The following is a 20,712-nucleotide window of genomic DNA, read 5'->3' as shown; positions in this document are numbered from 1 at the left end:
GCTGCTGTGTACGCTGCTGCTGAGTGTGATGGCGAAAGCCGATCTGCAACCCGCCAGCAGCGTGATGCTACCCGCGATGATGCCGGCCCCACACGCCGAGCCGTGGCCTGGCGCAACGTTGCGCGTCGCGGTGCCGGCACAAAACAGCGCACCCTGGGCGATGCGTATTGGCGATCACATCTGGGGCATCGACGCCGACTATCTCAGCGCCCTAAGCCAGTTGACCGGTACGCATTTCACGCTGCAAAGCTATGCCGATCGCGCGCAGCAACTGGCAGCCTTGCAGCGCGGCGAGGTGGATTTGGTGTTAAGTAATCAACATGCCCAGCTCCCATCCGATGTGCTGCTCAGCGACAGCTGGTACAGCAGCCCGATTCGCATCTATCGCAACCGGGATAATCAGCGCGCGGTGATGTTCAATAGCGAAACCGCGCAGCTCACCATTGCCGAAGCGACGCTGGCGCAGTTGCCCACTGAATTTGTGCAGCAGCATCGCTGGCACACCTTGCCGGGCGATCTGCAGGCGCTGTATGCGCTGCTCAATCAGCAAAGCGATTATCTGGTCGCCGATGAAGCCAGCGCCGGTTTCTTGCTGGGCCAGCTGCAGCAAGGACAAATTTACCAAATCACTGCCGATCCTGGCGCGGGCGAATTAACGCTACGCGCAATGACGCGCAATGCCGCGCTGATCCACTGGCTTAACAGCCAGCTGCGCCTGCTGCCCGCCGAGTTCAGCAGTCGGGTCCAGCAGCGCTGGAGCCCGCCGCTGCTGCGTTATCAGGACACACAAACTCTGATGCTGTCGGCCAGCGAAAAGCAGTGGCTGGCGCAACATACTGAGATTCCGTATGCGGTTGAGGCGGATAACGCGCCCTGGAGTTATCGCGACAGCAGCGGCAACGCGCGCGGCTTCGGCATCGACATGCTGAACGCGCTGAGCCAAAGTACCGGCCTGCGTTTTACCCCGCGCTGGGTCAACAATCCGCAGCAGGCCGCCACGCTACTGCAGCAACAGCAGGTGATGCTCAACCTGTTGCAGCCGCTGTATGGCGACGATCCCGGCAGCAATACTTTGCCGGTATGGCGCGCCATTTGGGGCATTTACACGCTTGCCACGCATCAGCCAATGAACTGGCAATCGTTACAAGGCCAGCGCGTGGGCGTATTACGCGACGATCTCGCCATACGTTTGCTGCCGTCAGGTATTACGCCGCAGCCGTTCGACGATCGGACGCAGCTGTGGCAAGCGCTGAATAACGGTCAGATCGATGCGCTGGTAGATAACGTGCTCTCTGCCCGCTGGCGTATGGCGAGTCACGAAGATAATCGTGTGCATCTGGCTTTTGCTGCCAGCGATATCGCCTGGCCGCTGGCGCCGCAGGTCAGTGCTGAACAGCCTGAGCTGCGCGCCCTGCTCGACCATGCATTGCAGCAAATCCCGCCTGATACGCTCAACCAGATGCGCGTCAGCTGGTCACAGCCGCCGCAGCCCGGCACGACGATGGCGATGCGCAATATTCCGCTGATGATTTTGCTTGCGGCAGGCGTAATTATTCTGTTGCTGTTGGGCTTGCTGGCGCGTCGTTACTGGCAGCAGCGCCGTGACCGATTGCAGCGTGAGCAGGCCGAACGCGCCAATGCCGCCAAAAGCCAGTTTCTTGCCACTGCCAGCCACGAACTGCGCACGCCGATGCAGGCGATACTCGGTTTGCTGGAGCTGGAACAGCAGCAGCATCCGAGTGAACGGCTGGCGCTGATGCACAGCAGCGCGCGGTCGCTGATGGCGCTATTGAACGACTTGCAGGATCACGCGCGTATTGAGAGCCAGAGCTTCCGTCTGGCGCCGCGTCCGCTCAATCTGACGCTCTGGCTGCAGCAACAGCAGCAGTTTTATCATCCCTTAATGCGCGATGCCGGGCCGAACCTGATTGCCGAAGCGCTGACGCCGCTGCCTGCCAGCGTGTTGCTGGATGGCGATCGCCTGCAGCAGGTAGTGAATAATCTGGTGGCCAACGCCCTTAAGTTTACCCGCGAAGGCGAAGTGCGCCTGTCGCTGGCGGTCAGTGAGCACATCCAGCTTACGGTCACCGACACCGGCAGCGGCATCCCGCTTAACGAGCAGGCAAAACTGTTTGAGCCGTGGTATCAGGCGCCGTCCGGCAAAAGCCATGCGGTGCAAGGCAGCGGCTTAGGTTTGTTTATCTGTCGCGAGATTGTGCAACGAATGGGCGGTACGCTAACGCTCACTTCAGCATCGGGCAGCGGCACCACGGTCAGCGTGCAGTTGCCATTAGTCGTGAGCCAAGAGCCGTTAACCGAGCGCACAGCCAGCTGGCCTGTTTACCCGCAGCTGCGCGTGGCGATTGTGGACGATCACCCGACCAATCTTTTGGTGATGCAGCAGCAGCTGGCGATGTTTGGCGTTGAGGCGCAGGTATTTGAAGAGGGCCGAGCGCTGCTGCGCGCCGATGCTCAGCGCGCCTTCGATATTCTGTTTATCGACCAGATGATGCCGCGCCCGGATGGTTTAACGCTGCTGCGTATTCTGCGCCGTCGTCAGCGCCAGCGCGGCAGCACCTCGCTGCGCGTGCTCTGCTCTGCAGATGTTCAGTTGCTGAAAATCGCCTTGCTGGATGACGAAGCTCTGCTGCTCAAACCCATTGAGCTCGATCATCTGGCACCGCTGCTGGCGCGCGCCGTAAAAGATCCATTGGATGTCTTGCCAAACAGCTTACTGATTCTGGCGCAGGATAATCAGGCATTTATTCCGCGCATCTGTCAAACCTTGCAGCGCACGCTGCAACAGGATCGGGATTTGCTGTTGAACGCGCGCGATACACAGAATTGGTTGGTGCTGGAACAGGCCGCACACCGCATGAAGGGCAGCTGGTTGATGCTGGGTATGGATGAGGTTGCCGAGCGCTGTCAGCAGTTGATTGAGCAGGTTAAACAGCAGCAGTTGCCGCTTGATGATCTCAATTTACTGATATCATTAACAAACAGGTTACTTAAACAACTGGATAATTATGGCACACACGCATTCTCACGGGACCGCTAACGGCAACCGCAAACGACTGGCCGCGGCGTTTGGCGTAACGGCGCTGTTTATGGTGGCCGAAGTGATCGGCGGGCTGGTTTCTGGCTCGCTGGCGCTGCTGGCCGATGCCGGACATATGTTGACCGATGCCGCCGCGCTGCTGATGGCGTTACTCGCGGTGCAGTTTGCTCAGCGCAAGCCTAACGCGCGCCATACCTTCGGCTTGCTGCGTCTCACCACCTTAGCGGCGTTCGTCAACGCCATTGCGCTATTGGTGATTACGGTGCTGATTGTCTGGGAAGCGCTGCGTCGCTTCTATGAACCCCAGCCGATTGCCGGCGGATTGATGCTCGGCATCGCCATTGCCGGTTTGCTGGCCAATCTGCTGTCGTTCTGGCTGCTGCATCGCGGCAGCGAAGAGAAGAATCTCAACGTACGTGCGGCGGCATTGCATGTGCTGGGCGATTTGCTGGGTTCGGTCGGTGCGATTGTCGCGGCGGTGATCATCATGCTGACCGGCTGGACGCCAATCGACCCGATTTTGTCGCTGCTGGTGTCATTGCTGGTGGTACGTAGCGCCTGGTCGCTGCTGCGCGAGAGCCTGCATGAGTTGCTGGAAGGTGCGCCGGGCCATATCAACGCGGATAAACTGTCACGCGAGCTGACGCGCAATATCGATGAAGTACGTAACGTGCATCACGTTCATTTGTGGCAAGTGGGTGAAAAACCGGTGCTGACGCTGCATGTGCAGGTGATTCCGCCATACGATCATGACGGCCTGCTTAAGCGCATTCACCACTATTTGCATGAGCACTATCAGATTGCCCACGTCACGGTGCAGATGGAATATCAGCCGTGCAGCGGGCCGGACTGCGAGTTGTGTTTAGATAATAGCGCCGCGCAGCACGATCACCACGCTCATGCTGCGCTGGAAGGTCACGCTCATCATCACTGATGGGACAGCGCGCGCGAGCCATGTTCGCGTGCGCTTTGCATCCACAGGCGCGAACCGTTAAGCGCAATCAGCGTCAGAATCGCGTACTCCAGTGACATAGCATATACGCCCTGACGCGCAAAGATCATCACGCTGATAACGTTAATCACCACCCAAAGCAGCCAGTTCTCAACATATTTTCGCGTCATCAAAATCATCGCCACAATCGACAGCACCATCATGCACGAATCCCAGAATGGGAACGCATCCGGCTGCAGTTGCGGCATCGCCACGTTAAGCCCCAGACTCTGCATGATGCCGACCGCTGTTTTGGTCAGGAAGGCAAAGACCGGATCGATGTACACCGTCATCAGCGCAATCGCCACCACACACGCCGCGCCCCAGCCCAATGCTTTCGGCAGCGGCAGCCAGCGAATTCTCAGCTCCGTTTCGTTGTTCGAGGTTTGCCGACTCCACGCGTACCAGCCGTAAACGTTGGCGACGAAGAAGAACAGTTGCAGCAACAAGCTGGCGTAGAGCTGAATCTGGAAGAAGATCACCGCGAACAGCGTGACGTTTATCAGCCCGAAAAAGTAGTTGATGATTTTCTCAAGGCTGGCGAGCCAGATGCACAGCAGGCCCGCAAGGGTGCCAACGGCTTCGATCCATGAGAGATCGTAGCCACCAACGCCGAGCGGAATGTGAACCAGAATATTTTGCGTGCTAAAGAAGTCCATATAAAGTGCCTGTGTAACGGGAGCCCGTCATGCATTCCCTTTGATTTTAAGTTTGAGATCTGCAGCAAAGGATAGCATGCGGTTGAGCGGTAGCAACGCGGCCTCACGCAACGCGCTATCCACATGAATCTCATGCTCGTTGCCGCCACGCTCCAGTCCTTCGGCAATCGCTTTCAGGCCGTTCATCGCCATCCAAGGACAGTGCGCACAGCTGCGGCAGGTGGCGCCCTCGCCTGCGGTGGGCGCTTCCAGCAACTCTTTGTTCGGCACCGCCTGCTGCATTTTGTAGAAGATGCCGCGATCGGTGGCGACGATCATCTGCGGATGCGGCAAACTTTGCGCCGCCTGAATCAGCTGACTGGTGGATCCCACCGCATCAGCCAGATCGACAATCGCCTGCGGTGATTCAGGATGCACCAGCACCGCCGCATGCGGATAGAGCGCCTTCATGCGTTGCAAAGCCTGTGTTTTGAATTCGTCATGCACAATACAGGCACCCTGCCAGCACAGCACATCCGCGCCGGATTTTTGCGTGACGTAGCGGCCGAGATGGCGATCCGGTGCCCAAATGATTTTTTCGCCGAGGCTGTCGAGATGCTCAATCAGCTCAACTGCGATGCTCGAGGTGACGACCCAATCCGCACGCGCCTTAACCGCCGCCGAAGTGTTGGCATACACCACCACCGTGCGATCGGGATGCTGATCGCAGAAGCGGTTAAATTCTTCAATTGGGCAACCGAGATCGAGCGAGCATTCCGCCTGCAAGGTGGGCATCAGCACGGTTTTTTCCGGGCTAAGAATTTTTGCGGTTTCACCCATAAAACGCACGCCCGCAACCAGCAAGGTTTTAGCGGGATGGGTGCTGCCGAAACGCGCCATTTCCAGTGAGTCCGATACGCAGCCGCCGGTCTCTTCCGCCAGCGCCTGAATTTCGGGATCGGTGTAGTAATGCGCCACCATCACCGCATCGCGTTCTTTCAGCAAGCGTTTGATTTTGTTTTTGTAGTGGGCTTTTTCATCGTCGCTGAGACGTGCCGGTTTCGGCGGGAAAGGATAGATCGCGCTTTCAGGATCGAACATCAGGCTCATGACACGGCTCTCGTTTTCTCAATTTAACAAAATTGCCGGTTACGGCAATGATGCGGCATCAAAACCGCTATCGTGTTTTATATGCTAAACACGATAGCGGAATTGCGCGAGAGTGTCGTCTCTTTTTTGCGCGCTCTACAGCAACAACGCGCTGCTCAACGTTTTCTGCGGACTTTCCAGCTCCAGCAGGAAGGCTTTAACGGTGAGCCCGCCTGCAAAACCGGTGAGTTTGCCGTTGCTGCCAATAACGCGATGGCACGGCGCCATAATCGACAGCGGATTTTTACCGTTCGCTGCGCCCACGGCGCGCACCGCTTTCGGATTGCCGATCTGCTCGGCGATTTGCAGGTAGCTGCGCGTTTCTCCAAACGGGATGGTGAGCAGCGCCTGCCACACTTTTTTCTGGAACTCGGTGCCGACGGTGTCGTACGGCATATCAAACTGCTGACGCTCACCGGCGAAATATTCGCGCAGCTGGCGTTCGGCTTCACACAGAATCGGATGCTGATCGTTACGGTTGATCGGCTTCAGCGGCACGCGCTGCGCCCCTTCGTTTTCCCACAGAATCGCCGACAATCCTTTATCGGTGGCAACAAGCGTGAGCTCACCAACGGGCGTCGCGATGATTTTGGCATGATACATGGTGCACCTCCGGCATATTCTCTGCTGGCGATTATCGCATTTCCGTCGCAGGAAACTGGCTGTTTTCGGCCATCAGCATAAACTGGTTAGCTGTCCGAAAGCAGCGAGTTTTCCTGTTCAGCTTGCGCGACCATGCCGTTTATTTGCCGGAGACGATGATGTTTGATGCTGAAATTGCGTACCAGGCGCTGACGTCGCGCGATAGCCGCTTCGACGGGCTGTTTTTTGTTGGCGTGACATCCACCGGCATTTATTGCCGCCCCATTTGTCCAGTGAAAGCGCCGATGCAGAAGAACTGCCTGTTTTTTAGCAGCGCAGAGGCCGCCGAGAAAGCGCACTTCCGTCCGTGTTTACGCTGCCGTCCGGAACTGGCGCCCGGCTCTGCGCCGGTGGATAGCCATCACCGCATTGCCGATCGTTTGATTCGCCGCATCGAAGAGGGCTTACTGGAAGAGCAGGAGACGCTGGCAGACATCGCTGGCGAGTTTGACCTCAGTGAACGTCAATTGCGTCGCGTGGTGCAGCAGGAGCTCGGCGTATCGCCTCTAGAGCTGCGTCAGACGCGTCGTATGCTGCTGGCCAAGCAACTTTTGACAGAAACCTCTCTGCCAGTCACGGAAATTGCCTACGCGAGCGGCTTCCGCAGTTTGAGGCGCTTTAACGATGTGTTCCAGGCGCGCTATCGCATGACGCCCTCCCGCCTGCGTAAGCAGAATCAACCCGACGCCGTGAAAACCACGCAGGAGAGCGCCGAACTGCGCCTGAGTTATCGGCCGCCTTACGATTGGGATGCGATGCTCGATTTCCTGCAACAGCGCGTGATGAAGGAGGTGGAATGGGTGAACGAGGGCATGTATCACCGCACCGTGGCGCTGGGCAACTGTCGCGGCTGGGTGCGTGTGAGCCATGTTGCGGAGAAACAGTCGCTGAAGGTGCAATTCACAACGTCGCTGACGCCAGTGCTGCCCGCTTTGCTGCGTCGTCTACGCGATCTATTTGATTTGGATGCGCAGCCACAGCGCATAGCAGAGCATTTAAGCCACGATCCGTTATTAGCCGAGAGCTTATCGCGCTTTCCCGGCTTACGCGTTCCTGGTGCGTTTGACGGCTTTGAGTTGGGTGTGCGCGCGATACTCGGCCAGCAGGTTACCGTGAAAGCTGCAACCACGCTAAGCAGCCGAATGGCACAGCGCTTTGGTGAGCCGCTGGTGACGCCGTGGTCAGAACTTTCGCGTTTGCCGCCAAATGCGGAGTCGCTGGCGGCGGCGAGCATTGATGATATCGCCAGCCTGGGAATCGTCAGTGCGCGTTCACATGCCATTCAGGCGTTGGCGCAGGCCTGCGCTTCTGGCGCATTACGCTTTAACGGTGCGGTGAATCCGGACGTGGTTCAGCAGCAGTTACTGGCGCTGAAAGGCATAGGGCCGTGGACGGCAAGTTATATCGCGATGCGCGCGCTGCGTTGGCCTGATGCGTTTCCCAAAGAGGATATTGCGATTCGTAATAATCTCGGCGGCTTGAGTGCCAAAGTGGCGGAGCAGTTATCGCAGGTTTGGCGGCCGTGGCGCAGCTATGCGGTGCTGCATATCTGGAAGAGTCTGACGCCGGTTAAGAAATCCAAATAGTGCGTTTCAGGCGGAAATAAGGGGCGGTTACGTAAAGTCGCCGTGGATACATCCCTGTAGGCTCTGCCGGCGCATCCATGCGCCGGAAGCTTTACTCCACCGCCCCTTATCCCCGCCTTCATGCAAATATGTGCACTTATTTAGAAGCGACTCTTGAGCCTGATAGCTCTAAAAGGCGGGAGCGGAGGAGCGAAGCGTCCGAGCCATGGACAAAAACGCCGGGAGCGTTTTTGCACAACGCGAAGCGTTGCCCGCTTGCGGGCGAGCCTCATGGATGAGGCGAGGACTTGCGAGGCCGATCCACAGGGATGTGATGTGTCTTCGCGATCCGTCCCGCCTTTTAGAGCCCGGCACCCATCCCAAAGCACATTGCTAAAATTTTATTAAAACGTAGAAAAGCAAAAAGGCGCCTTTAGGGCGCCTTTCTACATAACTGGTGGGTCGTGCAGGATTCGAACCTGCGACCAATTGATTAAAAGTCAACTGCTCTACCAACTGAGCTAACGACCCGCTGTGGGGCTTACAACCTTTACTTGATGGTGGGTCGTGCAGGATTCGAACCTGCGACCAATTGATTAAAAGTCAACTGCTCTACCAACTGAGCTAACGACCCATCAAGGTTGTGAAGCTTACTGAAGAAATCATCTCACTTACAACGGGTTGAGATGGTGGGTCGTGCAGGATTCGAACCTGCGACCAATTGATTAAAAGTCAACTGCTCTACCAACTGAGCTAACGACCCATCTTCAGTGCTGCCGATACTTGTTAAGATATGTCCCGGCAACGGCGGCATATATTACTGATTTAGCGGGAGGGCGCAACCCTTATTTTCCACTAAATGTCTCAATTGCTTACCTTTCATGCTGTAAGACCAGAAATCACACGAAATCCGGTCTTTTAGGCACAAATTACAACCCGGCAAGGCGTTTTTGCGCCTGCTTAGCGGAATCACTATTTGGGAATTGTTTGATCACTTGCTGGAAGACAGCCTTGGCTTTCGCAGTGTCGTTCTTCTCTTGCATGATCACACCAACCTTAAACAGCGCTTCCGGGGCTTTTGGCGATTTCGCGTAATTTTTTACCACAGTGGCAAAATAATAGGCCGAATCGTCTTTTTTGCCCTTGTTGTAAAACAGCTGGCCCAGCCAGTAATTGGCATTCGGCTGATAGGTAGAATCAGGATATTTCTTCACCCAAGCCTGCAGGGCAGTAATCGCCTGATCGTACTGCTTCTTCTCCAGAATCAGCGCAACCGCAGCATTGTAGTCCGTGTTGGCATCGCCGGTTTGCGCTGGCGCAGCCGAACTGGCGCTGCTACCGCTATCCGCAGAAGCCGCAGCGCCCGCTGCAGCGGCATCAGCACCACCGCTCGCCTGCGCACCGTTACTGCCAGAGCTAAGGCTGTCGATTTGCTGATAGAGCTGCTTCTGGCGCTCAATCACCTGATTAAGCTGATAGCTATTTTGCTGGATTTGCCCGCGCAGCGAATCGATATCGCTTTGGTTGTCGCTCATCTGCTGCTGCAATTGCTGCAAAAGCTGAGCCTGGGCATTAGAGATACGTTCAAGAGTGGTGACGCGGTCTTCGACCGAGCCTGAGCCAACGCTACTGATTGACGCCTGGGCATTAGCGGCCCCCAAAGGAGCCGCTAAACCAACCAGTAACGACAGACTCAACAGATGAAGTCTGAAGTTACTCATCATGATATTTTCTTAGTAAACCAGTACGGCACGACGGTTTTTAGCGTAAGCCGCTTCGTCATGACCCAGTACAGCTGGTTTTTCTTTACCGTAAGAAACGATAGACATCTGGTCAGCAGAAACGCCTTTGCCTTGCAGATACATCTTAACGGCGCTTGCACGACGTTCGCCCAGGGCGATGTTGTATTCTGGGGTACCGCGCTCATCCGCATGACCTTCGATGGTCACTTTGTAAGACGGGTTGCCACGCAGGAATGCAGCGTGCTGATCCAGCATCTGAGCGTAGTCAGAAGCCACGTCATATTTGTCCAGACCGAAGTAAACGATGTTGTTCTGCTGCAGCTGCTGCATCTGCAGACGCGCTTGCTCATCAGAAGACATGTTACCGCCGTTCTGACCAGCACCGTAAGCACCGTCGTTAGCGCCCATGCCAGTCTGATCGTTGTTGTTGTTTTTGTGTGAGCTACATGCAGCTACTGCGATAACCGGCAGAGCCAGCATCAAACCCTTCAGCACTTTGTTCAGTTGCATTTCTTTATCCTATTATTTTGTTTGCCATACATTTTAATCCCCCGCCGTGCAGGGGACCTATGCATCACAGATACGGCGACCAGGCAGGGAATTTGACCTGTCCATCAGTTGCCGGAAGACGCGCTTTGAAACGCCCGTCGGTTGAAACCAATTGCAACACGGAACCCATCCCCTGAGTAGAGCTATAGATTACCATTGTGCCGTTTGGCGCCAGACTCGGCGTTTCATCCAGGAACGTGTCCGTTATTGTTTGAACGGCTCCCGTTACCAGATCCTGTTTGGCGACGTGCTGAGCGCCACCGGCGCTGCTGATCATCACCATAGTTTTGCCGTCGGTTGACACATCCGCATCCTGGTTTTGCGCACCTTCCCAGGTAATACGTTGTGGCGCACCGCCGTTGATACCAACTTTATAAATCTGGGGCGCACCGGCCTGATCCGAGGTGTAAGCCAGTGTCTGGCTGTCCGGGAACCACGTTGGTTCAGTGCTGTTGTAGCGACCATCGGTCACCTGACGCGTCTGACCAGAAGCCAGATCCATCACATACAGGTTCAGACTACCGGTTTTCGACAGCGCGAAGGCCAGTTTAGAACCATCTGGTGAGAAGGCTGGCGCACCGTTGTGACGCGGATAAGAAGCCACCTGACGGATTGCACCGTTAGACAGCGTCTGAACCACCAGCGCAGATTTGCCGCTTTCGAAGGTCACGTAAGCCACTTTGCTGCCATCTGGCGACCAGGCCGGAGACATCAATGGCTGCGGTGAACGGTGAACCACAAACTGGTTGTAGCCATCGTAATCCGACACGCGCAACTCATACGGGAACTGACCGCCATTGGTCTGCACCACATAGGCAATGCGGGTACGGAATGCGCCTTTGATGCCGGTCAGCTTTTCGAACACTTCGTCACTGGCGGTGTGCGCTGCGTAACGCAGCCACTGCTTAGTCACTTTATAAGAGTTCTGCGCCAGCACGGTGCCTGGCGCGCCGCCGGTGTCCACCAGCTGATAGGCAACTTGATAGCTGCCGTCAGCGTTAGGCGTTACCTGACCAACCACAACCGCATCAATACCCAATGCGCTCCATGCGGCAGGTTGAACTTCCTGCGCGCTGGCTGGCTGTTGTGGCAGACGAGAACGATCGAGCGGATTGAATTTACCGCTGTTACGTAAGTCAGCAGAGACGATCCCGCCGATGTCTTCTGGTGCCGCGCCTGGGCCAGCCCATTGGAACGGAACCACACCAATAGGACGTGCGGTGTTAACGCCCTGCGTAATTTCAATACGGACTTCTGCATGAAGCATTGCTGCCCACAGCAGTACAAAAAAACCTAAGGTTACACGAAGTGCCTGCTTCATTTTTTCTCCCTTACCTGAACCAGAGGTTCATGATAATTCGCACAGTTCCTGAAAAACACGAGTACTCATAGAGTATGGCAAGCTAACCTTAGTTCAACCTGCCGTACGTTACTGCATTATTCTGGTTTGAAACGCATCGGTGCGTTTTTAAACACTTCATACACCGCCTGCGAAGGCGGCTTCGGAATCCGCGCCTGCTTCGCGGCAGCAATTGCCGCCTGACACAAGGCGGGGTCGCCACCTTCCGATTTAACGTCAATCAGCAAACCATCCGGTGCCAGTTTAATACGCAGGTTACACTCTTTACCTTTGTACAAATCTGCATCGTAGAAACGGCTCTGAATCGCCCCGACCACTTGCCCCAGATAATTATTGATATCTGCGCCTGACGCGCCCGCTTTCTTCTGATTGCCCTGCCCTGCAGCGCCACCCGATGCGGTGCCGCTTTTCGGTGCATTCTTACCAGAAGACAAACCACCTAACAGGTCATCAACCGCATTTTCGTTCTTCGCAGCTTCAGCGGCGGCTTTTTTGGCATCCGCAGCCGCTTTCGCTTTTGCATCCGCTTTTGCCTTAGCAGCCGCATCGGCCTTGGCTTTCGCCTCGGCGGCAGCCTTCTCTTTGGCTTCTGCTGCGGCTTTTTCCTTCGCCTCAGCAGCCGCTTGCTCTTTAGCCTCTTTGGCTTCCTGAGCCGCTTTCGCCTTGGCATCGGCAGCAGCCTGCGCTTTGGCTTCAGCGTCCGCTTTGGCTTTCGAATCTGCGGCCGCTTTTGCCTGCTGCGCCGCTTTCTCTTTCGCTGCTTCAGCGGCAGCGGCTTTCGCCTGCTCTTCTGCTTTCTTCTTCGCGTCAGCTGCGGCTTGCTTGGCTTCTTCTACCGCTTTGGCTTTGGCGTCAGCCGCTGCTTTTGCCTGCGCATCAGCTTCCGCTTTGGCATCAGCCTTGGCTTTCGCTGCGGCGGCTTCGGCAGTTTTCTGCTGTTCCTGGGCTTGCTTAGCGGCGGCTTCAGCGGCTTTCTGCTGCTCGGCCTGCTGCTTCGCCTGCTCTTTGGCTTCCTGCTGGGCCTGCAAGCGCTCTTTTTCCATCTCTTTCAGGCGCTGCTGCTCAGCAGCTTGTTTCTGCTGTAACTCTTCGGCCTGCTGCTGCGACTGCTTCTGACGCTGCTGCTCGGCGCGCTGACTGTCTCGTTGCTGATTCTGCTGGCGGTTATACTGCTCAACCACGGCGCCGGAATCGACCATCACTGCGTCAATATCACTGCCACCGCCACCGCCGCTGGATTCGATTTTTTCGTTAAACGAGCTCCAAATCAGTAGGGCGATCAGCACGATGTGCAGAATCACCGAAACGATTATCGCGCGCTTTAACTTGTCGTTCTGCTCGGTTGCCTTCGACACACTCGGTTCCCAAAAAACGGTTCGCTTTAAATCGGCTGCGTCATCAAACCGACAGATTTCACGCCTGCCTGATGTAACAGGTTCAGCGCCTTGATGATTTCGTCGTAAGGGACGTCTTTCGCACCGCCGATCAGGAAGACCGTTTTCGGATTGGCTTCAATCCGGCGCTGCGCTTCGCTCACCACCTGCTCCGGCGGTAATTGCGTCATACGATCGTGATCCACCACCAGGCTGTACTGGCCAACACCAGACACTTCAACAATCACCGGTGGATTATCATCAGTTGAGACGGTTTTTGAATCTGTCGCATCCGGCAGATCCACTTCCACGCTCTGGGTAATAATCGGCGCGGTTGCCATAAAGATGAGCAGCAACACCAACAGCACGTCCAGCAGTGGAACAATGTTGATTTCCGACTTAAGGTCGCGTTTACCGCGACCACGGGTTCTGGCCATCGTAAACCTCGACTTACTTCGTGTTGTCGGTGGAGAAAGCCTGACGATGCAGGATAGCCGTGAACTCTTCCATGAAGTTGTCGTAGCCCTGTTCCAGCTTGTTAACGCGCTGGTTCAGACGGTTGTACGCCATAACGGCAGGAATGGCCGCAAACAGACCGATTGCGGTAGCGATCAACGCTTCGGCAATACCCGGTGCAACCATCTGCAGCGTGGCCTGTTTTACCGCACCGAGGGCGATAAAGGCGTGCATGATCCCCCACACCGTACCAAACAGACCGATATACGGACTGATGGAGCCAACGGTGCCAAGGAAAGGAATGTGAGTTTCCAGCGTTTCCAGTTCACGATTGAAGGAGATACGCATCGCACGGCTCGCGCCCTCAACGACCGCTTCTGGCGCATGGTTGTTAGCACGATGCAAACGCGCAAACTCTTTGAAACCCGAATAGAAAATTTGCTCAGATCCGCTCAGTTCATCGCGGCGTCCCTGGCTTTCCTGATACAGGCGTGACAGCTCGATACCCGACCAGAACTTATCTTCAAACGCTTCGGCTTCGCGCCCCGCCGCATTCAAAATGCGCGTACGCTGAATAATGATCGCCCATGAGGCAATAGAAAAGCCGATCAAAATCAACATGATAAGTTTGACCAGAAGGCTCGCCTTCAGGAACAAATCAAGAACATTCATGTCAGTCACTGCTTGAACTCCGCGACAATAGACTTGGGAAGCGCAATTGGCTTCATTAGATGTGGGTTGATGCAGGCAATCAGGACTTCTGCTTCATTTAGCACTTTGCCTTCTGCATTCACGATACGCTGCGAGAACGTCATCGTTGCACGCGTCATTGAGGTCACTTCTGTTTGAATTTCCAAAAGATCGTCCAGACGTGCAGCCGCAACAAAATCGATCGTCATGCGTCGTACCACAAAAGCCACCTGCTCTTCCAACAGGACCTGCTGATTGAAATGGTGCTGGCGCAACATTTCGGTACGTGCTCGTTCATAGAAAGCAAGATAACTGGCGTGGTAAACCACACCACCGGCATCGGTGTCTTCGTAATAGACACGAACCGGCCAGCGAAACAGCGTTGTACTCACTCTACATCCCGGTCTCATTTTAAACGTTGCTACTATACGCAAGAGAGATCGGCTTGGGAATGGTCCGCTGACGCCGCGAGAAAATAATTATCACAGGTTAACAACTGGAAGGATTTATAGGATGTTTCTTGACCGGATGCTGACAAAACCTCACGTCAGCGTCTGAAATTGCGGCGTTTTTAAGTCCTGAGCCTGGACTTAATAGTAGAACCAGAAAATTCCTGCCACTAAAACTATCATCGCGGGCAACGGCGAGAAGAGCGCTTGCCAGCGCAGGCGCTGCGGGCGAAATCCGGTGCCGTGAATCACGCCGGTACAAACGGCCCAAATCAGCAGCATTCCATGCCATATCGCTAAATCACTGGTACGCGCGGCAAAGCGTGCAGGCTGCCAAATGACACAGCCCGCCAGCCACAGCGCGAGGATTAGCGAAAGGGCCCGAAGCGGGCCCTTGTCCATCAGACGATAAAGCGTCTGAATCAGTGTGCGCATCAGACTTGCTCGTCCTTCGCGCTGCTCTCTTCAACGTGCTCCAGCGCCAGCGCCGTAATCACACCGAACGCACAGGCCAGCAAGGTGCCAAGAATCCAGGCAAAATACCACATGCTCAATCTCCTTAATCAGTACAGGGAGTGCGTATTGCTCTCAATGTGTTCTTTGGTGATACGGCCAAACATCTTGTAATAACACCAGGCGGTGTACGCCAGGATAATCGGTACAAAGATGATGGCGGCAATGGTCATCACTTTCAGCGTCAGAAGGCTAGACGTGGCATCCCACATGGTCAGGCTGATGCCCGGCACGGTGCTGGATGGCATGATAAAGGGGAACATCGCAATCCCGGCCGTCATGATCACGCAAGCTAAGGTCAATGAAGACGAGATAAACGCCAGAGCGCCCTTCTCGATACGCGAGCAGAGAATGGTCAGCAGCGGCAACACCACGCCCAACAGCGGGAACAGCCACAGCACTGGCATCTGATCGAAGTTCACCATCCACGCACCGGCTTCACGCACCACATCTTTACCCAACGGGTTGGATGCCGCGTGATGATCGATAACGCTTTTCAGCACATAACCGTCGATGCCGTATTTCACCCACACACCCGCGAGAATGAAGCACACCATCATTACCAGCGCCGAGATTTGCGCGGTGCTGCGGCTGCGGACGTGTAACTCACCGGCAGTACGCATCTGCAGATAGGTTGCGCCTTGCGTCAGGATCATCGCCACACTCACCACACCCGCCAGCAAGCCAAACGGGTTCAGCAACTGGAAGAAATTGCCGGTATAGAAGAGGCGCAGATATTCGTCAGCATGGAACGGCACCCCTTGCAGCAGGTTGCCGAACGCCACACCAATCACCAGCGGCGGAACAAAGCTGCCGATGAAAATGCCCCAATCCCACATGCCGCGCCAGCGCATATCTTCAATCTTTGAACGGTAATCAAATCCGACCGGACGGAAGAACAGTGAAGCCAGCACCAGAATCATCGCCACGTAGAAGCCGGAGAACGCAGCGGCATAAACCATTGGCCAGGCAGCAAACAGCGCGCCACCGGCGGTGATCAGCCAAACCTGGTTTCCGTCCCAGTGCGGCGCAATGGTATTAATCATGATGCGACGTTCGGTATCAGTACGACCCAGAATGCGCGTCAGCATACCAACGCCCATATCAAAGCCATCGGTGACCGCGAAACCGATCAGCAACACGCCAATCAGCAGCCACCAGACAAAGCGCAATACTTCGTAATCAAACATGGTCGCTCTCCTTATCCACGCGCCGGCTGAGATGATGTCTTCAGCGTTTCATGATGATAGCGGCCGGTTTTCAGGCTGCTCGGACCGAGGCGCGCGAACTTGAACATCAGGTACATTTCCGCCACGAGGAACAAGGTGTAGAGACCGCAAATCAATGTCATTGAGAACAGCAGATCGCCGACGGTCAATGAGGAGTTAGCGACCGCGGTTGGCAGCACCTCACCAATTGCCCACGGCTGGCGACCATACTCAGCAACGAACCAACCCGCTTCAATCGCGATCCACGGCAATGGAATGCCGTACAACGCGGCTTTCAGTAACCAGCGACACTTACCGATGCGGTTACGAATCACGCTCCAGAAGGAGAGCGCAATAATGCCCAGCATCAGCACACCGCCCAGCACCATGATGCGGAAGGCGAAGTACAGTGGCGCAACGCGTGGGATCGAATCCTGTGTCGCTTTCTGAATCTGCTCTTCGCTGGCGTTAGCCACATCCGGCGTATAGCGCTTCAGCAGCAGGCCATAACCGAGATCCTGTTTGCTGGCTTCAAACTGGCTGCGCACCTCAGGATCTTTGCTGCCACCACGCAGTTCGTTCAGCAGCGCGTAGGCTTTCATGCCATTACGAATACGCACTTCATGTTGTGCCAGCAGCTCTTTCAAACCGGTGACCGGCGTATCCACTGAACGCGTGGCGATCAGGCCGAGCAGATACGGAATCTGAATCGCATATTTATTTTCCTGCGTCTCCTGATCCGGAATACCAAACAGCGTAAACGCAGCCGGAGCCGGTTGGGTTTCCCATTCCGCTTCAATTGCCGCCAGTTTGGTTTTCTGCACGTCACCGATTTCATAACCGGATTCGTCACCCAGTACGATCACTGACAGAATCGCCGCCATACCGAAACTGGCTGCGATGGCGAAAGAGCGTTTAGCGAAAGCAATGTCGCGCCCTTTCAGCAGATACCATGCGCTGATACCAAGGATGAACATCGCGCCCGTGGTGTAACCGGCGGCCACGGTATGGACAAACTTCACCTGCGCAACCGGGTTCAGCACCAGCTCGGAGAAACTCAACATCTCCATACGCATGGTTTCGAAATTGAATTCCGATGCAATGGGGTTTTGCATCCAGCCGTTCGCCACCAGAATCCACAGCGCGGACATGTTCGAACCGAGCGCCACCAGCCAGGTCACCGCAAGGTGTTGCACCTTACCGAGGCGATCCCAGCCGAAGAAGAACAGGCCAACAAAGGTGGATTCGAGGAAGAACGCCATTAAACCTTCGATGGCGAGCGGCGCACCGAAGATATCGCCGACATAGTGTGAATAATATGACCAGTTGGTACCGAACTGGAATTCCATGGTCAGGCCGGTAGCCACGCCGAGTGCAAAGTTAATACCAAACAACTTGCCCCAGAACTTGGTCATATCTTTATAAATTTGTTTCCCCGTCAGGACATATACCGTTTCCATGATCGCCAATAAAAACGCCATACCCAGCGTTAATGGCACGAACAGGAAATGGTACATCGCCGTCAGGGCAAACTGTAAACGCGACAGCTCGACAATATCTAACATGATGACTCCTTGCTCCTCGCATGAACTTCCCCTGCGGATGACAACGGCAAACAACAGACATTGACGCGCAGAACAAGATTCAGGAACGACTGATTATTGATTCCAGTTTTGTTACTGATAGAACAGAGAAAGCTGTTGCCCGAAGAGAGCGAGTAACAGTGATAAAATTCCCTTAAAAACCGATCTTTTCAGTCAATTTAAAGCAGGAGTAACACGAGGAGGCGGCAGAATTGATATAACAACGCCTGGCACAAACTCCTGATAAATTATGACGAAGACTGAATTGATGCAGCGCAATTTATACCGGTTAGTCGGCCTTTTGCTAGCGGTAAAGTTTCCTATAAGTCGCCAATTATTGATCTAGATTAAGACAATAAATTTCCGGATATGTAGTGTTAAAGTGGTTGTTAATTAGATGTCACAACATCATCATATTATTAAGAATATAATTACCTTTTCCGCAATTATTTAACCTCATTTTGGAAAGTCGCACGCCAATTGCTTGACAAAAATCCAGCGCCTTTTCCCTTCTTTACCTTGATGACAGAGTAAGCATAGCCGCAATTTTTTGAAGCCGTTGCGCTTTTTTCCCTCTCTTTCAGGCGGGTTATTACCAAAAAAAAAGCCACCCGAAGGTGGCTTTTCATTGTCAGTCTGTATTGGCTTATTTGAGTGGTAAAACCGCTTTAACCGCGTCACCAATGTCTGCCAGGCTGCGTACGGTTTTCACACCGGCCGCTTCCAGCGCAGCAAATTTCTCATCAGCGGTACCTTTACCACCGGCAATGATGGCGCCTGCGTGGCCCATACGTTTGCCTTTCGGTGCAGTCACACCGGCGATGTAGCCGACAACCGGCTTGGTCACGTGGGCTTTGATGTAAGCTGCTGCTTCTTCTTCCGCGCTACCACCGATCTCACCGATCATCACGATCGCTTCGGTCTGTGGATCTTCCTGGAATAATTTCAGGATATCGATGAAGTTAGAGCCAGGGATCGGGTCACCACCGATACCTACGCAGGTTGACTGGCCGTAGCCGATGTCAGTGGTCTGCTTAACGGCTTCATAAGTCAGCGTACCTGAACGCGATACGATACCTACGCGGCCTGGCTGGTGAATGTGGCCTGGCATGATACCGATCTTACATTCGCCTGGCGTGATCACGCCTGGGCAGTTCGGGCCGATCATGCGCACGCCAGCTTCATCCAGCTTCACTTTCACGGTCAGCATATCCAGCGTTGGGATACCTTCGGTGATAGTGATGATCAGTTTAATGCCCGCATCGATCGCTTCCAGGATACCGTCTTTGCAGAACGGCGCTGGAACGTAGATCACGGTGGCGGTTGCGCCGGTGGCTTCTACTGCTTCACGTACGGTGTTGAACACCGGCAGGCCGAGATGCGTGGTGCCGCCTTTGCCTGGCGTTACACCGCCAACCAGCTGCGTACCGTAAGCCAGCGCCTGCTCAGAGTGGAACGTCCCTTGACCACCGGTGAAACCCTGGCAAATGACTTTGGTGTTTTTGTCGATCAAAATGGACATTATTTACCCTCCGCTGCAGCTACAACACGCTGTGCAGCGTCTGTCAGGCTGGTTGCTGCAATGATGTTCAGACCGCTGTCCGCCAATTTCTTAGCGCCCAGCTCGGCGTTGTTACCTTCCAGACGTACCACAACCGGCACGTTGACACCCACTTCTGCCACGGCACCGATGATGCCGTCTGCGATCAGATCGCAACGCACAATGCCGCCGAAGATGTTAACGAACACGGCTTTCACTGCATCGTCAGACAGAATGATTTTGAAGGCTTCGGTGACGCGCTCTTTGGTTGCGCCGCCGCCAACGTCCAGGAAGTTTGCTGGCTCACCACCGTGGTGTTTCACGATGTCCATGGTGCCCATCGCCAGACCGGCGCCGTTCACCATACAGCCGATGTTGCCATCCAGCGCAACGTAGTTCAGTTCCCACTGCGTAGCGTGTGCTTCACGTGGATCTTCCTGGCTCGGATCGCGCATTTCACGCAGTTCCGGCTGACGGAACAGTGCGTTGCCGTCTGCACCCAATTTGCCGTCGAGGCAGATCAGATCGCCCTGCTTGGTGATCACCAGCGGGTTGATCTCAACCATCGCCAGATCGCGCTCAAGGAACATGGTCGCCAGACCCATGAAGATTTTAGTGAACTGGCTAACTTGCTTACCGGTCAGGCCGAGTTTGAACGCCAACTCGCGGCCCTGATACGGCTGTGGACCCGCTAATGGATCCAGCGCCATTTTGTGGATCAAGTGTGGTGTTTCTTCTGCCACTTTCTCAATCTCAACACCGCCTTCTGTCGAAGCCATGAAGATGACACGACGGGTAGCACGGTCAACAACCGCACCCAGATACAGCTCCTGATCGATATCCGTCGCAGCTTCAACCAGAATCTGGTTTACCGGCTGACCGTGCGCATCAGTTTGATAGGTCACCAGACGTTTGCCCAGCCAGTGTTCAGCAAAAGCACGAATGTCCTCTTTGCTGTTCACCACTTTCACGCCGCCCGCTTTACCGCGGCCACCGGCATGAACCTGACATTTCACTACCCACGGACCTGCGCCAATTTTAGACGCGGCTTCTTCAGCTTCACGTGGCGTGGTGCAGGCGTAGCCTGTCGGTGCTGGCATGCCATAGCGTGCAAACAGCTGCTTCGCCTGGTATTCATGTAAATTCATGATGTTCTATCCATTCAGGTATGAGTTTGGGCGCGCCTTCACACCGCGCGCCCGGCGA

Annotated in this window: 19 protein-coding genes and 3 tRNA genes; 3 read left to right on the top strand and 19 right to left on the bottom strand. The window is 55.0% G+C overall.

The window, feature by feature from the left end; translation table 11 throughout:
- Positions 1-28: 28 nt before the first annotated feature.
- Positions 29-3,058, top strand: a complete 3,030-nt coding sequence (locus ACFQW4_RS05350; RefSeq protein WP_377724689.1) for an ATP-binding protein — start codon at positions 29-31, stop codon at positions 3,056-3,058.
- Positions 3,027-3,992, top strand: coding sequence for a CDF family zinc transporter ZitB (gene zitB, locus ACFQW4_RS05345; protein WP_377724234.1), 966 nt, complete (start codon positions 3,027-3,029; stop codon positions 3,990-3,992). The genes ACFQW4_RS05350 and zitB overlap by 32 nt, the downstream gene beginning before the upstream one ends.
- On the opposite strand, the gene pnuC is transcribed toward zitB, so the two are convergent.
- The 3 genes from pnuC to ACFQW4_RS05330 form a co-directional block, all read right to left on the bottom strand.
- Entirely contained in the window at positions 3,986-4,708 is a 723-nt protein-coding gene (gene pnuC / locus ACFQW4_RS05340) for a nicotinamide riboside transporter PnuC (protein ID WP_110865748.1), read from the bottom strand. The genes zitB and pnuC overlap by 7 nt on opposite strands.
- A gap of 27 nt (positions 4,709-4,735) precedes the next feature.
- Positions 4,736-5,797 carry a quinolinate synthase NadA gene (gene nadA / locus ACFQW4_RS05335; protein WP_377724232.1) on the bottom strand — a complete coding sequence of 354 codons (1,062 nt, stop codon included), beginning with the start codon at positions 5,795-5,797 and terminating at the stop codon, positions 4,736-4,738.
- A 135-nt stretch (positions 5,798-5,932) separates the two neighbouring features.
- On the bottom strand, positions 5,933-6,439 hold the full coding sequence (locus ACFQW4_RS05330) for a methylated-DNA--[protein]-cysteine S-methyltransferase (RefSeq protein ID WP_222181650.1): 507 nt from the start codon (positions 6,437-6,439) through the stop codon (positions 5,933-5,935).
- Positions 6,440-6,597: 158 nt separating this feature from the next.
- Here ACFQW4_RS05330 and ACFQW4_RS05325 point away from each other — a divergent pair, with 158 nt between their 5' ends.
- Complete coding sequence (locus ACFQW4_RS05325; RefSeq protein WP_377724688.1) at positions 6,598-8,064, top strand: AlkA N-terminal domain-containing protein; 1,467 nt, start codon at positions 6,598-6,600, stop codon at positions 8,062-8,064.
- A gap of 434 nt (positions 8,065-8,498) precedes the next feature.
- On the opposite strand, the gene ACFQW4_RS05320 is transcribed toward ACFQW4_RS05325, so the two are convergent.
- The 16 genes from ACFQW4_RS05320 to sucC all read right to left on the bottom strand — a co-directional run bounded on the left by ACFQW4_RS05320 (position 8,499) and on the right by sucC (position 20,654).
- Positions 8,499-8,574: transfer RNA gene (locus ACFQW4_RS05320), tRNA-Lys, on the bottom strand.
- Positions 8,575-8,601: 27 nt separating this feature from the next.
- A tRNA-Lys gene (locus ACFQW4_RS05315) sits at positions 8,602-8,677 on the bottom strand.
- A 53-nt stretch (positions 8,678-8,730) separates the two neighbouring features.
- Positions 8,731-8,806, bottom strand: a tRNA-Lys gene (locus ACFQW4_RS05310).
- A gap of 166 nt (positions 8,807-8,972) precedes the next feature.
- Positions 8,973-9,767: a cell division protein CpoB gene (gene cpoB, locus ACFQW4_RS05305; RefSeq protein ID WP_110865745.1), complete on the bottom strand. Its 795-nt coding sequence runs from the start codon at positions 9,765-9,767 to the stop codon at positions 8,973-8,975.
- A gap of 9 nt (positions 9,768-9,776) precedes the next feature.
- Positions 9,777-10,295, bottom strand: a complete 519-nt coding sequence (pal, locus tag ACFQW4_RS05300; protein WP_101763207.1) for a peptidoglycan-associated lipoprotein Pal — start codon at positions 10,293-10,295, stop codon at positions 9,777-9,779.
- A 64-nt stretch (positions 10,296-10,359) separates the two neighbouring features.
- On the bottom strand, positions 10,360-11,655 hold the full coding sequence (gene tolB, locus ACFQW4_RS05295) for a Tol-Pal system beta propeller repeat protein TolB (RefSeq protein WP_101763208.1): 1,296 nt from the start codon (positions 11,653-11,655) through the stop codon (positions 10,360-10,362).
- A 116-nt stretch (positions 11,656-11,771) separates the two neighbouring features.
- Positions 11,772-13,049 carry a cell envelope integrity protein TolA gene (tolA, locus tag ACFQW4_RS05290; protein ID WP_377724230.1) on the bottom strand — a complete coding sequence of 426 codons (1,278 nt, stop codon included), beginning with the start codon at positions 13,047-13,049 and terminating at the stop codon, positions 11,772-11,774.
- A gap of 26 nt (positions 13,050-13,075) precedes the next feature.
- Positions 13,076-13,504: a colicin uptake protein TolR gene (gene tolR / locus ACFQW4_RS05285; protein ID WP_008107389.1), complete on the bottom strand. Its 429-nt coding sequence runs from the start codon at positions 13,502-13,504 to the stop codon at positions 13,076-13,078.
- A gap of 13 nt (positions 13,505-13,517) precedes the next feature.
- Positions 13,518-14,204, bottom strand: coding sequence for a Tol-Pal system protein TolQ (gene tolQ, locus ACFQW4_RS05280; protein WP_101763210.1), 687 nt, complete (start codon positions 14,202-14,204; stop codon positions 13,518-13,520).
- On the bottom strand, positions 14,201-14,605 hold the full coding sequence (gene ybgC, locus ACFQW4_RS05275) for a tol-pal system-associated acyl-CoA thioesterase (RefSeq protein ID WP_008107385.1): 405 nt from the start codon (positions 14,603-14,605) through the stop codon (positions 14,201-14,203). The genes tolQ and ybgC overlap by 4 nt, the downstream gene beginning before the upstream one ends.
- A gap of 198 nt (positions 14,606-14,803) precedes the next feature.
- Positions 14,804-15,097: a cyd operon protein YbgE gene (gene ybgE / locus ACFQW4_RS05270; RefSeq protein WP_377724227.1), complete on the bottom strand. Its 294-nt coding sequence runs from the start codon at positions 15,095-15,097 to the stop codon at positions 14,804-14,806.
- A complete protein-coding gene (gene cydX, locus ACFQW4_RS05265; protein ID WP_007890642.1) occupies positions 15,097-15,210 on the bottom strand; it encodes a cytochrome bd-I oxidase subunit CydX in 114 nt (37 codons plus the stop codon). Before cydX ends, ybgE begins: the two co-directional genes overlap by 1 nt.
- Positions 15,211-15,225: 15 nt before the next feature.
- Positions 15,226-16,365, bottom strand: a complete 1,140-nt coding sequence (cydB, locus tag ACFQW4_RS05260; protein ID WP_101763212.1) for a cytochrome d ubiquinol oxidase subunit II — start codon at positions 16,363-16,365, stop codon at positions 15,226-15,228.
- A gap of 11 nt (positions 16,366-16,376) precedes the next feature.
- The gene (cydA, locus tag ACFQW4_RS05255; RefSeq protein WP_377724224.1) at positions 16,377-17,948 is read right to left on the bottom strand and encodes a cytochrome ubiquinol oxidase subunit I; all 1,572 of its coding nucleotides are present in this window, start codon (positions 17,946-17,948) and stop codon (positions 16,377-16,379) included.
- 664 nt (positions 17,949-18,612) lie between these two features.
- A complete protein-coding gene (gene sucD, locus ACFQW4_RS05250) occupies positions 18,613-19,488 on the bottom strand; it encodes a succinate--CoA ligase subunit alpha (protein ID WP_110865742.1) in 876 nt (291 codons plus the stop codon).
- Positions 19,488-20,654 carry an ADP-forming succinate--CoA ligase subunit beta gene (gene sucC, locus ACFQW4_RS05245; protein ID WP_007890646.1) on the bottom strand — a complete coding sequence of 389 codons (1,167 nt, stop codon included), beginning with the start codon at positions 20,652-20,654 and terminating at the stop codon, positions 19,488-19,490. Before sucC ends, sucD begins: the two co-directional genes overlap by 1 nt.
- Between the last annotated feature and the right edge of the window lie 58 nt (positions 20,655-20,712).

The organism is Pantoea sp. GCM10028869 (assembly GCF_042666835.1).
Lineage (GTDB): Bacteria > Pseudomonadota > Gammaproteobacteria > Enterobacterales > Enterobacteriaceae > Pantoea > Pantoea leporis.
This window is presented reverse-complemented; position numbering and strand designations above follow the sequence as displayed.